The sequence below is a fragment of the Bacteroides salyersiae genome, assembly GCF_031172035.1.
In the GTDB taxonomy this organism is placed as follows: Bacteria; Bacteroidota; Bacteroidia; order Bacteroidales; family Bacteroidaceae; genus Bacteroides; species Bacteroides salyersiae.
The window spans coordinates 4406914-4421300 of record NZ_CP133452.1 but is presented as its reverse complement, the minus strand read 5'-3'; the positions used below and the strand labels follow the sequence as shown (position 1 = coordinate 4421300).

The window sequence follows — 14387 nt, the reverse complement described above, 5'->3', positions numbered from 1 at the left end:
CTTTTCTTTCAGAATTTGTTTTGCAATGTTCCCGATGCTTTCAAGTATTCGATATAGCTTAGGTAGAGTTGGAAATGCGCATCTACTTTAGTCTCGTAAGCTTGTTGCCATAACGCTTGTGCTTCCAAATGGTCGGATAGGTTTTCAAGTCCTACTTCATATTGGCTTTTGCTTACTTTCATGTTTTCTTCGGCCTGCTCCAGAGCACGGTTAGAAAGTTCACATTCCAGACGGGCTTCATCCAGATTGTTGGCGGCTTGTGTCAATTCCAGCAGCATCTGCTCGTTCATATTCTCTTGTTCCAGCCGGGATTGTTCTAATTTGGCCTTGGAGGCACGCACTTTGTTGCTCCGTTCGCCAAAGTGGAAAAGTGGGATACTCACATTCAGAAAGACAGAAAAACTGCCTTTATCCAGTAGTGTCTGATCGTTCAGATCTAATCCGTGAACGTAGTCATAAGAACCTTTGATACCGACTTTGGGTAATAATTCACTGCGATTTAGTTTTACTTGTTGCTGTGCAATAGCTACTTGTTTGCTCAATATACTATATTCGGGGCGGGCGGCAATGTTTGTTATTTGAACTTCCACATCTTGCTCTATCTTTGGAAAATCAGCCGATACGGCTATATCCGTATTTAGTGGTTTCCCAATGAGGTGACAGAGGTTCATTGTGGCCAGTCGTAGTGCATTTTCCGCTTTCCGGATATTCAGTTCGCTTTCATTTAGCTTTACTTGTACTTTTAAAACGTCATTTTGGGGCTTTAGCCCGTGTTTATGTGCGCTTGCAACGTTCTTGTGTAACTCTGTAAGCACAGTATTGTACATGTCGGCTACTTTTTTTATTTCTTTGGCCTTTACTACTTGTGCATACGCTTGGTCTGTTTTTAGGATAACGGTGGTTGCAGTCAGTGTTTCATTCATTTGCGCCATTTCCTTTCCTAATACAGACATTTTATAGGCAGCACTGATTTTTCCTCCCATGTAGAGTGGTTGTTCCATTTGGATACCTCCCATGTAGATTGCTCCTATTTTGTAGTTCAAATCGATACCGGGAAAATAGGCAAAGCCGCCGTTAGGCAGAAATTGTCCGGTAGCATCCGGCAAGAAAACCGGTAAGTTGCCGCTGCCGGAACTGTAACCGCCATCTGCATTGCTGTATATTCCGGTTCCATTGGCTGTAAAATTAGGAAAGAAATTACCTTTGTAGCTCTTTACGGTGTAAAGTGCACTTTCTGTTTGGCGGATGGAAGCCGCCATCTCTTTATTATACTTCAATGCCATTGCTCTGCATTGCTCCAAACTCAGCATTTCTTGTGAGAAAAGCGACGGGCAGGACAGAGAACATATTGTAATAATTATAGATATTCGTTTCATTCGTTTGTCTTTTTTATGTGAAAGAATAATGCATATAGAACAGGGATAAAAAGCAGGGTTATCAGCGTTCCGAATAATAAACCGCCCATGATGGATGCTGCCAGTGAACCAAACATTGCATCTGACAATAGTGGAATCATTCCGAGAATAGTAGTCAGAGAAGCCATCATTACCGGACGAAGGCGGCTTTGGGAGCTATCGATTAAAGCCGTAACAGGTTCTATTCCCTTATTGATTTGCAATGTGATTTCGTCCATTAATACGATGCCGTTTTTGATAATCATACCTATTAGCCCCAGTGTGCCTACAATGGCCACGAAATTGAATGTTTTCCCTGTAAGCAGCATGATAGCCACTACACCGACAAAAACTAACGGAATGCAACAGAAGATAATGAGCGGTTTACGATAATCCTTAAACAGCATGATCAGAATGGCTATCATCAGGATAATTGCCAACGGGAAGTTTTTGAATAGATATTTCATGGATTTGGTACTGGCTATCTTTTCTCCCTGCCAGCAGAGTGAATATCCGTCGGGCAACTGTATCTTTTCAATTTCACGGGCAATGGCCAGTCGTGCCTGTTCCGTTTCCAATCCCGGAGTAGGAGAACATTGTACACGCAGATTTCTTTGCCCGTTATATCGGGGCACTACGGGATCTTCCCATCTGACATCGATACCTTTACTGATTTGCTTGAGTGGGGTACTTCCCATCAGTTTTTCTACCAGCTCTTCTTTAGAAAGTGTACCGGCTTTTAACTTTACCATTGTTTCTTCATTCAATAGTCCGTTCAAAGAAGGCAATGATGAGAATACTTGTGCATTACTCAAATCTTCAATGGGATGACCTTTTTCGTCGAGGCATTTGAGATAGATATTGTTTTTGTGAATGCCTTCATAAAAGGAACCGATAGGAATTCCGCCTGTGGCAGAAAGTAAAGAAAGACTGACATCGTTCCGGCTGAGCCCCAACGCGCGAGCCGTAGGCTGATCGTATTCTATGGTAAGTACCGGAACCGAGGGTTCCCAGTCTGAAGTGATAAGACATACTTCCGGAGCCTTTTCCATGATACTGCGGGCACTGTCTGCCAATTGGCGTAATATTGCCGGGTCGGGGCCTAAGAACTGTGCTTCAATAGGATATTTTTTGAACATCAGGTTATACCGTTTTAATTTGACGTAGGCATCCGGATATTGTTGTGATAAATAATTTTGAATTTCATCCAGATTACTGACAAGCTCTTCGGGGGATATAAAATCGATAATGAGTTCACCGTATGCCAAGGAGGGGTTGGCAACACTGCGTACCAGATTGTAACGTCCCGGTGTTCCTCCTATGGAAGTCGTGATATGTGTAATCTCTTTACGGCCTTTCAGGTAATTTTCGATTTCTGCCAGATCATGGGCTACACGCGTGGAATTGGTTCCTTCCGGCAGTTTGTATTCCATATAGAGCTGATCGTAGACCATATCGGGAAAGAATCCCTGACGCATGTATCCGTAGCCGAAAATAGAAAGGGCCAACAAGCCGATCATGGCAAATACGAAACTCCAGCGATGGGCAAGGCCGAACCGTAAAGAGGTGCGTAGAAAAGCATAAATACGTCCTTTATATTCACGTTTTCCCGAATTACTGATTTCTACGTTCGGGTGTAATCCGCGGTCTGCCATCAAGGGGACATGAATTAATGCCAATACCCAACTCAGTAAAAGGGAGACTGCCAGGACTATAAAAAGATCACGGGTATAAACTCCTGCCGTGTCGGGTGACATATAGATGGGGAGGAATGCGATAATGGCAATGAGCGTGGCGCCTAGAAGTGGCATAGCTGTCTGTCGGCCAATAGCGGTCATTGCTTCCATCCGGCTCTTGCCGGCTTTGAGATCTACCAATATACCGTCGATAATGACAATGGCATTGTCGACCAACATACCCATAGCCAGTACAAATGCTGCTAAAGACACACGCTGCATCGTTCCCCCTGCAAAATGAAGGAAGAGAAACGAACCGAAAACCGTGACAATTAAGCTGATTCCTATGATGAGACCGCTCTTAAATCCCATGGCTATCATCAGAATCAAAACAACAATGGCTACGGATTCTATCAAATTGATGATGAAAGTGCCTAATGAATCGCCTACACGTTCCGGTTGATAAAAAACTTTATGATATTCTACACCGGCAGGCAGGTGGTGACTTTGGAGTTTGGCTAATGTTGTTTCCACCTCTTTGCCTACTTTAATGATGTCTGAACCACTGGAAGCTGCAATCAGAATGCCGAGCGCCCGTTCCCGGTCGTAGAACATTTCATTACGTGTCGGGGTTTCATAGTCTTTTTCAATCTGTGCAATGTCCCGCAGGCGAAGTTGATCGTCGTCATGCCCTTGAATAAGCATTTTGCCGATATCTTCTACTGTCTTGAATTTATCGTTTACCATCACCCGAATGCGATTCTTGCCATTTTCGTAATAACCGGTATAGGTGGTTTGGTTTTGTCCGTTGAGTGTGGCAAGAACTTCGGCGGGTTTAACTCCTAAGTTGGCCATGCGATCCTGTAATAAGGATATATTGATACATTCGGCGCGTTTTCCGTATAGCTCCACCCGGTCTACTCCTTCCAAGTCGCTGACCTCTCGTTTGATCAGTTCTGCATAATCAGATAATTCGCGATCGGAGAGCCCGTCGCCAGTCAAGGCATAAAATATACCGTATACATTGCCGAAGTCATCTTTTACAACCGGCGTGCTTACCCCTTCGGGAAGGGAAGCACGGGCATCATTTACCTTGCGGCGTAGCATGTCCCAGCATTGCTCCACATCTTCATCGTTGACGGTGCTTAGCAGTTCGATTTGTATAAGAGAAAGGTCATTGTAGGAATAACTTTCTACATTATCTATATTGCCCATAGTACGGATGCTCTTTTCGAGCACATCCGTTACTTCCAGTTCTACCTGATGAGCCGATGCTCCCGGATAAGTGGTTACTACCATGGCCAGTTTTACTTTTATTTCCGGATCTTCCAGTTTACTCATTTCATAACATGAATAAGCACCTCCAAATAGTAAAACGGTCACGAAGAAATAGATCAGATTCCGGTTCTGGAATGCCCATTTACTTATATCCATTATAGCAATCCTCCTATATTTGTTTTTGTGGAATGTGGTAAAGGTTTTACCTTTTCACCGTCTTTAATGTGATGTACTCCGGATGACACGACCCATTCGCCCGGTTGCAAATTATCTGATGTAACAATACTGTGTCCGTTGCTAAGCAAGCGTATGACAGTAATTTTACGGCTATGAACGGTGTGGTCGATGGAGTCGTAGGCAAACACGTATGTTTGTCCTTCTTTTTGTAGGATGGCACCTTGAGGAACAGATAAGGAATGTGTCGCATCCGTATCGCAATGAATAGTAACCATGGCATTCATTCCGGGAGAGGGAAGCGGTTGCTCGTTCGGAGTCAATTGCAGGCGCATCGTATACAATTGGTTGGCGTTTGCTTTGGGAGTAATGCTGATATATTTCATCGGATAAACTTTATCCGGATAAATGTCGAATGTGCAGTGATAGCGAAGAAATTGTTTGCGACGGATGTATTCTGCTGCCGGAAGGTTTATTTCTACTTCGGGTGTTTCACTACTGATCATGGAGATTACAGGCATTCCTGCTCCGATGGTTTCATGCTCATTGAACAGGTGTTTTTGCACGTACCCGTCAAAAGGAGCGTATAGACGGGTATAGCCCAGCTGGTCTTTGTGGTGCTGATACTTGGATGTTATCTGTTTCAGGCCATAGACTGCCTTGTCATAGGTATTGGGAGTCGTTCCATTCTCTTGGTAAAGGGCGATTACTCTTTCTGCTTCGGCTTTGATTTGTCTGTACTCTGCTTCTGTGGCATCCAACTGCACTTGATAGTCGGTAGGATCGAGTTCTGCCAGCAATTCTCCTTTACGTACATGTGTGCCGTTTTCGACACATATTTTACGGATGGTTCCGCTTACCCTGAAAGCAATATTGATATCTTGGGCAGCTTTTACTTTTCCGGGAAACTGCAAAATAGTTTGTTCGCCGGCGGAAGTGACTGTGTCTGTTTTTACTGTCTGCAACTCTTGTTTTTCCTTTGTACGGCCGGTACAGGAAATTGATAAAAATATGCAGATACCGGATAAAATGAGATAAAATTGTTTCATAACTTAAGCATGTTGATTTGTGAATACAAAATTATTCCGACCGGACAAGACAGAAAAGGTTAATATGAATAATAAATTGTTCGATTTGTCTATTTTTTAACTGAATGATAGGTCTGTATTTGGCGATTTGTATTTATTTTGCGCTGAATATATAAATAGAAGAAAATGTTTAATCAGCAAATACCTTTTGAATTTGCGTTACTTTCCTGCGGTGATACTGCACAAGTTGTTAAAACAGGACAGATTATTTCAACAATAAATAAATGCGGATTCTTTCTTTGTCGGCAGGGAGAGATAGAAATATCTTTGCAGGAGAAATCGTATATAATAAAACGGGGTGATCTCTACATTTATATTCCTTCTACTTTGGTGCGGCTTTTACATAAAAGTGCGGATGCAGAGGGTATTATGGTTGGAGTCGATTTGGATTATGTGATCCCGATTGTCAATAAAGTGACTAATGTAGAGAATCTGTTGTTTATCAGAGAGTATCCGTGTGTTTCTCTATCGGATGAACAATATATACATTTGGAAGCTTTGCTTGAGAACTTGCAAAACAGAATCCGTTTGGAAGAGTGTTCGGATATGGGCATACAGCGCCGTCGTCTGACATTGGAACTTGTCAAATCTATGGGGCAGACTATCTGTTATGAGGTTCTGAACATCTATTTTACCAATCGACCGTTGCAACCGTTGTCGCAGAATAAAAAAGATGTGGTTTTTCAGCATTTTATGTTATCTCTGTATCGCTTTTATCGTAAAGAACGCGATGTTACCTTTTATGCCGGGTTGCAACATCTTTCCCCGCGCTATTTTTCAACTATTGTCAAAGAAAAATCGGGTAGCAGTGCTTCTCAGTGGATTATCCAGATGGTTATCACGGAAGCGAAGCAATTATTGGAAACGTCGGATTTAAGTATAAAGGAGATAGCTACGCAGCTGAATTTTCCGACACAGTCCTTTTTCGGTAAATACTTTAAGCAATATGCCGGTGTATCTCCCAAAGATTATAGGAAAGATGAGTTAGGCAGGCGCAGGTGATTGGCGGCGGAGTTATAATAATTGTAATATTAAACAATATAGAGAAAGTATGAAGAATAATATTTCATGGAAGTTCGGAATAATTGTGGCATTGTTTTTGATTATTTCGTGGCATGGATATGCCACTCATCCCTTGAAAGCTGATTTTGATAAACTGTTGCAAGATAAGCAGGCAACCGTAGGAGTAGCTGTTGTGTCTGATGGGCGCAAGACTTTTACTTACAATAATCAGCATCATTTTCCCTTAATGAGTGTTTTTAAGTTTCATCAGGCATTGGCAGTATTGAATTATCTGGACAGGAAACAATTGCCGTTGACGACGGAAATATTGATTCGAAAAGCGGATCTGCTGCCCGATACTTACAGTCCGTTAAGGGAAGCACGCCCTGAAGGAGGGTTTAAAATGTCAGTGGGTGAGCTATTGAGATATAGCGTGTCGGAAAGTGATAATAATGCCTGTGATATTTTATTTCGCTATATCGGTGGAGTTGAGGTAGTGGATAAATACATCCGTACATTGGGTATCACGGATTTTAAGATTGAGGCAACGGAGGAGGATATGCACGAAGGTTTTAGATATCAATACCTCAATTGGACCACTCCTCTTGCGGCAGTTCGGGCTTTGGAGAAGTTTTGCACGGAAACCTTGTTCCGGCATTCCGGATATAAAGAGTTTTTAGAGAAAATAATGATGGAAACCGTTACAGGGAAGGACAAATTGAAAGCAGGATTACCTCCGGCAATTGTATTGGGGCACAAAACAGGTTCGTCTGACAGAGACGAATCAGGATTGAAAGCGGGCGATAATGATATGGGTTTTGTTCGCTTACCGGATGGAAGCCGATATAGTATAGCGGTGTTTGTGAAGGATTCCAAGGAGGATGATAAGACAAATGCTGCCCTTATCGCGGCGATTTCTCAAAAGGTATATGAATATTACAGCATGTATAAGGAATGAAAGCGCTCTTGTCATTGAGAGATATTTTTTGAGACCTTTCATTAGGAAAAGGGTATTCTATTCTGTTTTTCAAAGAATAATTCTTATCTTTCGGAAATGAAATAAGAGGTGAAATAAGGGATTCTTTGTCGATAGGAAATCGAGATAAATTTGAAACTAAACAATAGGAAACAAACTTTATTATGGAAACTACAGTGTTGATTACAGCTTTTATCCTCATTGGTCTCGGGGTACTTGTAAAGCGTTTCCCGATTCTTATTGCAGGATATAATACTATGTCTAAGGAAGAAAAGATGAATGTGGACGTCAAAGGATTGTCTGCTTTTATGTGTTACAGTCTGGTGGGTATGGGGACGGTTCCTGTACTTGCTTACTACATCTGTTTGGGACTGGGACATGCCGATTGGGCAAGTTATTGCCTTTTCCTTCCTATACTTTATATTCCGTACCTGATAGTCAAGGCGAATAAGTTCGATCACAATCCTCCTAAAAAAAGTACGAAGTACGTGGTTGCTATCAGTGTGTTTACCATCGCAGTGATTGCTGCATTTATGGCGTATGGCATGAATCCGGCTACAATAAAGATCAAGGATGACAGACTGGTCTTTACGGGGATGTATGGAATTACCAGAACTTTTGGAGAGATTGCCGGAGTTCGTTTGGTGGATTCTCTTCCTGATATCACTCTCCGGCTCAATGGCCTTTCGATCGGTGGGATCAGCAAAGGTTGGTTTAAATTGAAAGAGGGAGGTAATTGTTTACTGCTGCTTTCTTCTCGTAGCAAACCTTATATTGTGTTTACGGAAAGAACGGGGAAGGAAATCTTCTTCAATTCGACGAACGGTGAAATTACAGAAACTCTGTATCAGGAATTGAAGAAACTGATCCATCAGTAGCAGGGCAATGGCAATAAGGAAAGTAGGGACGATGAATTAACATGGTTAACGGCTTTTTCCAACTCTATTTTCTTGTGAAAAGGAAATGTATTTTATAGATGCAAAGAATAGTATTCTTATCTGTAAGGAAACACTTTTAACATGCTGTTAAAAGCGTTTCTTTGTTACTAATGAATCATATAGTTTAAATCGTTGGAAATAAGTATTATACCCTTTCTTGATCTCTTTTCTTCCCTTGTCTACTGCTTTGTTTGGGAAGAGGAGAAGATGGGAAACTTGCTATTTTGATAACTATCTTTTTGTTTTTAGAGATAGACTATTTAGCAGAATTGTCCTATGTCATAAACATAAAAAATCCTCCCCGGCAAACCGGAGAGGATTCTTATAGTTTTAATCCCAATTTTTTGAATTTGCTTACTCTTATTCGGCAACTTCTGTTGCAGGAGCTTCTTCTGCCGGAGCAGCTTCTTCCTCTGCGGGTGCATTAGCAGCAGCTTTTGCAGCTTCTTCAGCAGCTTTCTTTTCTGCCAATACTTTAGCTTTTGCTTCGTTTACTTTCTTTTCTGCTTCAAGACGTGCTTTTGCATCAGCTTTCTTAGCTTCTTCTTCTTTAGCTTTCAAAGCAGCAAGACCTGTTTGCTTGTTGTTTTTCCAGGCTTCGAATTTTGCATCAGCTTCTGCTTCACCGAATGCGCCTTTAGCTACACCACCGAGGAGGTGCTTCTTCATGTAAACACCTTCGCGTGAAAGGATGTTACGTACAGTATCGCTGGGTTGTGCACCCTTCAATACCCATGCCAATGCAGCGTCAAAATTCAAATCTACTGTAGCAGGATTGGTGTTTGGGTTATAAGTACCAATCTTCTCAATAAATTTACCATCACGTGGTGCTCTGCTGTCTGCAATTACAATTGAATAGAACGCGTAACTTTTACGTCCGTGTCTTTGCAATCTGATTCTGGTTGCCATTTTTAATAAATGTTTTTAATTAATGATTTGAATTAGTGCTACTAACTCGTAATAGCGGCTGCAAAGATACAACTTTACTTTTGATTGACAAAGTATCCTGCTGATTATTTGTGTAGTGCGATATGGAAGAGCTTATTTCTTTTGGTATTCTTGAGGTGTCATTCCGGTTTTTCTTTTGAAGAATTTACAAAAGAAAGAGGGATTGGGGAAATTTAACTGGTCGGCAATCTGATAGATCAGTAAATCGCTGTGTTTAAGCAAAACTTGTGCTTCGAGTATCACGGCTTGGTTTATCCAGTCCATCACTGTGTGGTGGCTCACTTGATGGATAACGGTATTCAGATAGCGGGGTGTGAGGCATAATTTGTCGGCATAAAATCCGACAGTGCGTTTTTCTTTGCTGTATTCGTTGACTAAGGCGATGAACCGACGGAACAATTCTTCTTGGTGCGAAGGGGCTTGTCCGGTACTGTTTCGTAACTTTCTTTGTATATACCTTATATTATATAGAAGAGCTGTGAGCAGATGTAGAACGACTTCCCGTCTAAAGACCGGTTCTTGCACAGTTTTCCAAATCAGTGAGAAGTACATGCTGATTTCATCCCATTCCTCATCTGTCGGTTTAATTACGATGCCTTGTTGCATATATGAATCGGCCAGGTCTTCTTTATGGGGGATAGGTAGAAAACTGCTGTTGGTAGCAATCATCTGAAAATCGTAGTCGGGAGAAAAATTTATGATTTGGATGATAGAATCCGGTGGAGTAACGATGATCATTTGGGGATCGATATCGTATTCTATCAGATTGACTGATATACGTGCTTTTCCGTGTAAACTGCGGATAATCCGTCCCTCTTTGGCACGATAGGGTTGTCCCGCCTTGACAAGATTACTTTCCAGTTTGGAGGAACTGATGACAATTCCGAAATCGGGGTTTATATATCGATATTCGTTGTTGTGTACAATCAGGCTATGTTTTAATTGCTCGAGCGTTATTTCAAGCGGCTCGTTTTTTTCTTTCATAATAAGACACTCGTATTTCCTACAAAGATAGGATAGAAGAGGGAAAAAATGTGATTTGTACGGGAATAATTTAATATCGGAAGAGTTTTCTTCTTTCTTGTTTTATAAAATCAAGGAAAATCGAACCAATGGAACATCATTACAAACAATTGGAACCTGGTTGCATATTCTATTTCCCTATCTTTGCCGAAAAGAAATTAATAGAGAAAAAGAGTATGAAACGAATGATTCTTTTATTGTCTTTCTTGATGGTAGTGTCATGGATGTACGGACAGATAACTTTGGAGGAGTGCCGGCAGAAAACACAGGATAACTATCCGTTGGTGAGACAATACAGCCTTATTGAAAAAACAAAAGAGTATAATCTGAATAATGCTTCGAAAGGAAATCTGCCACAGTTTTCCCTTTCCGCCAAAGCGAGTTATCAAAGCGATGTGACGGAGCTCCCTGTGAAAATTCCGGGAATAGATATTAAAGGACAGCCGAAAGATCAGTATCAAGTGATGCTGGAGCTGAAACAGAACATTTGGGATGGGGGAGAGATACATTCGAAAAAAGAGAGGATACTTGCATCGTCTGACGTGGAACGGGAAAAGTTGAATGTCGATATGTATGCTCTGAACGAACGGGTAGATCAAATTTATTTCGGCATTCTGTCATTGGATGAGCAGTTGATACAGAATCGTCTGTTACAGGAGGACTTGGAGCGTAGTTATCGGCAGATCAGTGCTTATATGGAAAACGGAATAGCCAATCAGGCTGATCTGGATGCTGTGAAAGTGGAACAGCTTAATACTCGGCAAAAACGGATCGAACTTACCTCGTTGCGACAGGCGTATTTGAAGATGTTGTCTTTACTGACAGGTGAGGAATTGGCGGAAGATACAAAACTGATGAAGCCGTTAGAGAGCGAATACTCGCTGCTGAATGAGATCCGGCGACCGGAGTTGACATGGTTCGATGCACAGAACAATCAACTCGGGATACAGGAGGAGGCTCTGAAGGTTGGCTATCTTCCCCGTTTGGGCTTGTTTGTGCAAGGGGCATATGGCAATCCGGGACTGAATATGTTGAAGGATGAGTTTGCGCCTTTCTATATAGCAGGGGTGCGCTTATCGTGGAATTTTGGAAGTCTGTATACACTGCGGAATGATAAAAAGGTGATAGCCAGTAACCGGCAACAGTTGCAGACAAACCGGGATGTGTTTCTTTTTAACACCCGCTTGCAGGCCACACAACAGAACAGCGATATTGTTTCAATGCGGAAACAGATGCAGGATGACGAAGAAATAATTCGCTTGCGTACCAATATTCGTTTGGCTGCCGAAGCGAAGGTGGCGAACGGTACCCTTACTGTTACCGATATGCTTCGGGAAATCACCTCTGAGAATATGGCCCGGCAAACGAAAGCATTGCACGAGGTACAGTTGTTGATGAACATCTGGAAACTGAAATATACGATAAATGGAGAGTGATATGCCGGTTGAGAGAGACAAATAATAGAAATAATTAAAATATACTTTATATGAAGTCAATGAAACTTATAGGAACTTTTTCCTTACTTTTAATAACTGCCGCTTGTGGGAGTGGCATGCCTGATTATGATGCAACCGGTACGTTTGAAACGACCGAAGTGCTGGTCTCCTCCGAAGTATCCGGAAAATTACTTTGGCTGGATGTAGAGGAAGGTACGGTTTTGGAGGCCGGGCAGCAGGTGGGAGTGGTGGATACCGTTCAGCTTTACTTAAGAAAAAAACAGTTGGAAGCCAGCGTGAAATCAGTTGAGGGCCAACTTCCCGATATTTTGAAGCAGGTTGCCGCTTTGAAAGAAGAGATTGCTACTGCCGAGCGTGAGAAACGTCGTGTGGAGAATCTGTTGAAAGCTGGTGCTGCCAATCAGAAACAACTGGATGACGCCCAAGCCCATCTGGAAGTATTGCAGAAACAACTCGTAGCGCAGGGATCTACTTTGCTTAACAGCCGTGAAAGTCTTACCTGGCAGAGTTCTTCGGTAGGTGTTCAAGTGGCACAGGTGGAAGATCAGTTGATGAAATGTCACATTACATCTCCCATCGCCGGCACGGTACTCGCCAAATATGCGGAAGCCGGCGAACTGGCAACGATGGGTAAGCCGCTGTTTAAAGTGGCGGATATGGAGCAGATGTATATCCGCGCATATATTACTTCCGAACAACTGTCGCAAGTGAAGTTGGGGCAAAAGGTCACGGTGTTTTCCGATTATGGAAATGATGAAAGAAAAGAGTATCCGGGCGTTGTTACTTGGATATCCGACCGTTCGGAATTTACTCCGAAAACGATTCTTACGAAAGATGAACGCGCCAATTTGGTATATGCCGTAAAAGTAGCCGTGAAAAATGACGGGTATCTGAAAATAGGAATGTATGGAGGAGTGGTGTTTGAGAAGGGGAAATAAAAGGAGAGGGGAGAATGGAGAAAGAAGATAGGATGAAGATGGAGGTGGTGGTAGATGGGGTAAGTAAACGGTATGGGAAAGTGGAGGCTTTACAGGATGTCTCTTTCTCGGTGAAGCGTGGTGAACTGTTCGGGCTTATCGGACCGGATGGGGCAGGAAAGAGTACGCTTTTCCGGATTTTGACTACGTTGTTGCTTGCTGATGGCGGTACGGCTACCGTAGGAGGACTGGATGTGGTGAAGGAATATCGGAAAATCCGGCACAAAGTGGGGTATATGCCCGGGCGGTTCTCTTTGTATAAGGACTTGACGGTCGAAGAGAATCTGAACTTCTTTGCGACGGTTTTTCATACTACCATAGAGGAAAATTATGATTTGGTGAAGGATATTTACCAGCAGATAGAGCCTTTTAAGAAACGCCGGGCAGGGGCATTGTCGGGAGGAATGAAGCAGAAGTTGGCTTTGAGTTGTGCTTTGATCCATAAGCCGGACATCCTGTTTCTTGATGAACCGACCACCGGGGTAGACCCCGTTTCCCGTAAGGAATTTTGGGAAATGCTTCGCCGGCTCAAAGAGCAGGGGATCACCATTATAGCTTCTACCCCCATTATGGATGAGGCCCGGCAATGCGACCGTATTGCTTTTATTCACGAAGGACGGATACACGGCATCGATACCCCGGAACAGATTCTGCGCCGGTTTGCCGCTATCCTATGTCCGCCGGGACTGGAACGGGAGGAAACGCATCACGACAACGACTATGTCATTGAAGTGGATAACCTCTGTAAACGATTCGGGAACTTTACTGCCGTGGATCATATTTCATTTAAAGTGAATCGTGGCGAAATCTTTGGTTTTCTTGGTGCCAATGGGGCCGGCAAGACTACTGCGATGCGTATGCTTTGCGGATTGAGCAAGCCGACTTCCGGGCAGGGAGTGGTAGCCGGATTCGACATCTTTACTCATTCTGAGGAAGTGAAAAAGAATATCGGTTATATGAGCCAGAAATTTTCTCTGTACGAGGATCTCAAGGTGTGGGAAAATATTCGTCTGTTTGCCGGTATCTATGGCATGAAAGATAAAGAGATTGCTGTGAAGACGGATGAACTTCTGGCACGCCTTGGTTTTAGTGACGAACGCGATACGCTGGTCCGTAGCCTTCCTTTAGGCTGGAAACAGAAGCTTGCTTTTTCCGTTTCCATCTTTCATGAGCCGAAGATTGTCTTTTTGGATGAGCCTACCGGAGGAGTCGATCCCGCCACCCGCCGACAGTTTTGGGAGCTTATCTATCAGGCTGCCGACCGGGGAATTACCGTTTTTGTTACCACCCATTATATGGATGAGGCAGAGTATTGCAACCGTGTTTCTATCATGGTGGACGGGTGTATCGAGGCGCTCGACACACCTCTTCGGCTGAAGGAACAGTTTCATGCCGATACGATGGATGATGTATTTCAGCAACTGGCCCGCAAGGCTGTCCGTAAAGCAGATTAAGG

11 protein-coding genes are annotated in these 14387 nt (G+C 42.9%); 6 read left to right on the top strand and 5 right to left on the bottom strand.

The window, feature by feature from the left end:
• Window positions 1–8: 8 nt before the first annotated feature.
• Genes RB604_RS16810 through RB604_RS16800 form a run of 3 tightly spaced genes read right to left on the bottom strand, consistent with a single transcriptional unit; the run spans window position 9 to window position 5571 of the window.
• Window positions 9–1376: a TolC family protein gene (locus RB604_RS16810; RefSeq protein ID WP_021936928.1), complete on the bottom strand. Its 1368-nt coding sequence runs from the start codon at window positions 1374–1376 to the stop codon at window positions 9–11.
• The gene (locus RB604_RS16805; RefSeq protein WP_055294356.1) at window positions 1373–4504 is read right to left on the bottom strand and encodes an efflux RND transporter permease subunit; all 3132 of its coding nucleotides are present in this window, start codon (window positions 4502–4504) and stop codon (window positions 1373–1375) included. Before RB604_RS16805 ends, RB604_RS16810 begins: the two co-directional genes overlap by 4 nt.
• Window positions 4504–5571 carry an efflux RND transporter periplasmic adaptor subunit gene (locus RB604_RS16800; RefSeq protein ID WP_007481288.1) on the bottom strand — a complete coding sequence of 356 codons (1068 nt, stop codon included), beginning with the start codon at window positions 5569–5571 and terminating at the stop codon, window positions 4504–4506. Before RB604_RS16800 ends, RB604_RS16805 begins: the two co-directional genes overlap by 1 nt.
• Before the next feature lie 165 nt (window positions 5572–5736).
• Here RB604_RS16800 and RB604_RS16795 point away from each other — a divergent pair, with 165 nt between their 5' ends.
• From RB604_RS16795 to RB604_RS16785, 3 genes are all read left to right on the top strand, one after another.
• Window positions 5737–6612: a helix-turn-helix domain-containing protein gene (locus RB604_RS16795; protein ID WP_007481286.1), complete on the top strand. Its 876-nt coding sequence runs from the start codon at window positions 5737–5739 to the stop codon at window positions 6610–6612.
• 49 nt (window positions 6613–6661) lie between these two features.
• Window positions 6662–7570: a class A beta-lactamase, subclass A2 gene (gene bla, locus RB604_RS16790; protein ID WP_007481284.1), complete on the top strand. Its 909-nt coding sequence runs from the start codon at window positions 6662–6664 to the stop codon at window positions 7568–7570.
• Window positions 7571–7752: 182 nt separating this feature from the next.
• Window positions 7753–8466 (top strand): DUF3784 domain-containing protein, encoded by a 714-nt coding sequence (locus RB604_RS16785; RefSeq protein WP_007481282.1) that lies wholly within the window; start codon window positions 7753–7755, stop codon window positions 8464–8466.
• Between the two features lie 420 nt (window positions 8467–8886).
• Here the strand turns inward: RB604_RS16785 and RB604_RS16780 are convergent, their stop codons facing one another.
• Together RB604_RS16780 and RB604_RS16775 are read right to left on the bottom strand one after the other, a co-directional pair.
• The gene (locus RB604_RS16780) at window positions 8887–9435 is read right to left on the bottom strand and encodes a 30S ribosomal protein S16 (RefSeq protein WP_005931255.1); all 549 of its coding nucleotides are present in this window, start codon (window positions 9433–9435) and stop codon (window positions 8887–8889) included.
• Window positions 9436–9567: 132 nt separating this feature from the next.
• Complete coding sequence (locus RB604_RS16775) at window positions 9568–10458, bottom strand: helix-turn-helix domain-containing protein (protein ID WP_005931257.1); 891 nt, start codon at window positions 10456–10458, stop codon at window positions 9568–9570.
• Window positions 10459–10673: 215 nt separating this feature from the next.
• Here RB604_RS16775 and RB604_RS16770 point away from each other — a divergent pair, with 215 nt between their 5' ends.
• From RB604_RS16770 to RB604_RS16760, 3 genes are read left to right on the top strand one after another with little or no spacing between them, the layout of a single operon-like run.
• Entirely contained in the window at window positions 10674–11933 is a 1260-nt protein-coding gene (locus tag RB604_RS16770) for a TolC family protein (RefSeq protein WP_044094045.1), read from the top strand.
• A gap of 50 nt (window positions 11934–11983) precedes the next feature.
• Window positions 11984–12892 carry an HlyD family secretion protein gene (locus RB604_RS16765; RefSeq protein WP_005931262.1) on the top strand — a complete coding sequence of 303 codons (909 nt, stop codon included), beginning with the start codon at window positions 11984–11986 and terminating at the stop codon, window positions 12890–12892.
• 32 nt (window positions 12893–12924) lie between these two features.
• A complete protein-coding gene (locus tag RB604_RS16760; protein ID WP_044094044.1) occupies window positions 12925–14385 on the top strand; it encodes an ATP-binding cassette domain-containing protein in 1461 nt (486 codons plus the stop codon).
• Window positions 14386–14387: the final 2 nt, after the last annotated feature.

Excerpts from the sequence above, each read along its gene's own strand:
- RB604_RS16795 (WP_007481286.1), top strand. The coding sequence starts at position 5,737 with ATGTTTAATCAGCAAATACCTTTTGAATTTGCGTTACTTTCCTGCGGT.
- RB604_RS16775 (WP_005931257.1), bottom strand. The coding sequence starts at position 10,458 with ATGAAAGAAAAAAACGAGCCGCTTGAAATAACGCTCGAGCAATTAAAA.
- RB604_RS16760 (WP_044094044.1), top strand. The coding sequence starts at position 12,925 with ATGAAGATGGAGGTGGTGGTAGATGGGGTAAGTAAACGGTATGGGAAA.
- RB604_RS16810 (WP_021936928.1), bottom strand. The coding sequence starts at position 1,376 with ATGAAACGAATATCTATAATTATTACAATATGTTCTCTGTCCTGCCCG.
- RB604_RS16780 (WP_005931255.1), bottom strand. The coding sequence starts at position 9,435 with ATGGCAACCAGAATCAGATTGCAAAGACACGGACGTAAAAGTTACGCG.
- RB604_RS16770 (WP_044094045.1), top strand. The coding sequence starts at position 10,674 with ATGAAACGAATGATTCTTTTATTGTCTTTCTTGATGGTAGTGTCATGG.
- bla (WP_007481284.1), top strand. The coding sequence starts at position 6,662 with ATGAAGAATAATATTTCATGGAAGTTCGGAATAATTGTGGCATTGTTT.
- RB604_RS16800 (WP_007481288.1), bottom strand. The coding sequence starts at position 5,571 with ATGAAACAATTTTATCTCATTTTATCCGGTATCTGCATATTTTTATCA.
- RB604_RS16805 (WP_055294356.1), bottom strand. The coding sequence starts at position 4,504 with ATGGATATAAGTAAATGGGCATTCCAGAACCGGAATCTGATCTATTTC.
- RB604_RS16785 (WP_007481282.1), top strand. The coding sequence starts at position 7,753 with ATGGAAACTACAGTGTTGATTACAGCTTTTATCCTCATTGGTCTCGGG.
- RB604_RS16765 (WP_005931262.1), top strand. The coding sequence starts at position 11,984 with ATGAAGTCAATGAAACTTATAGGAACTTTTTCCTTACTTTTAATAACT.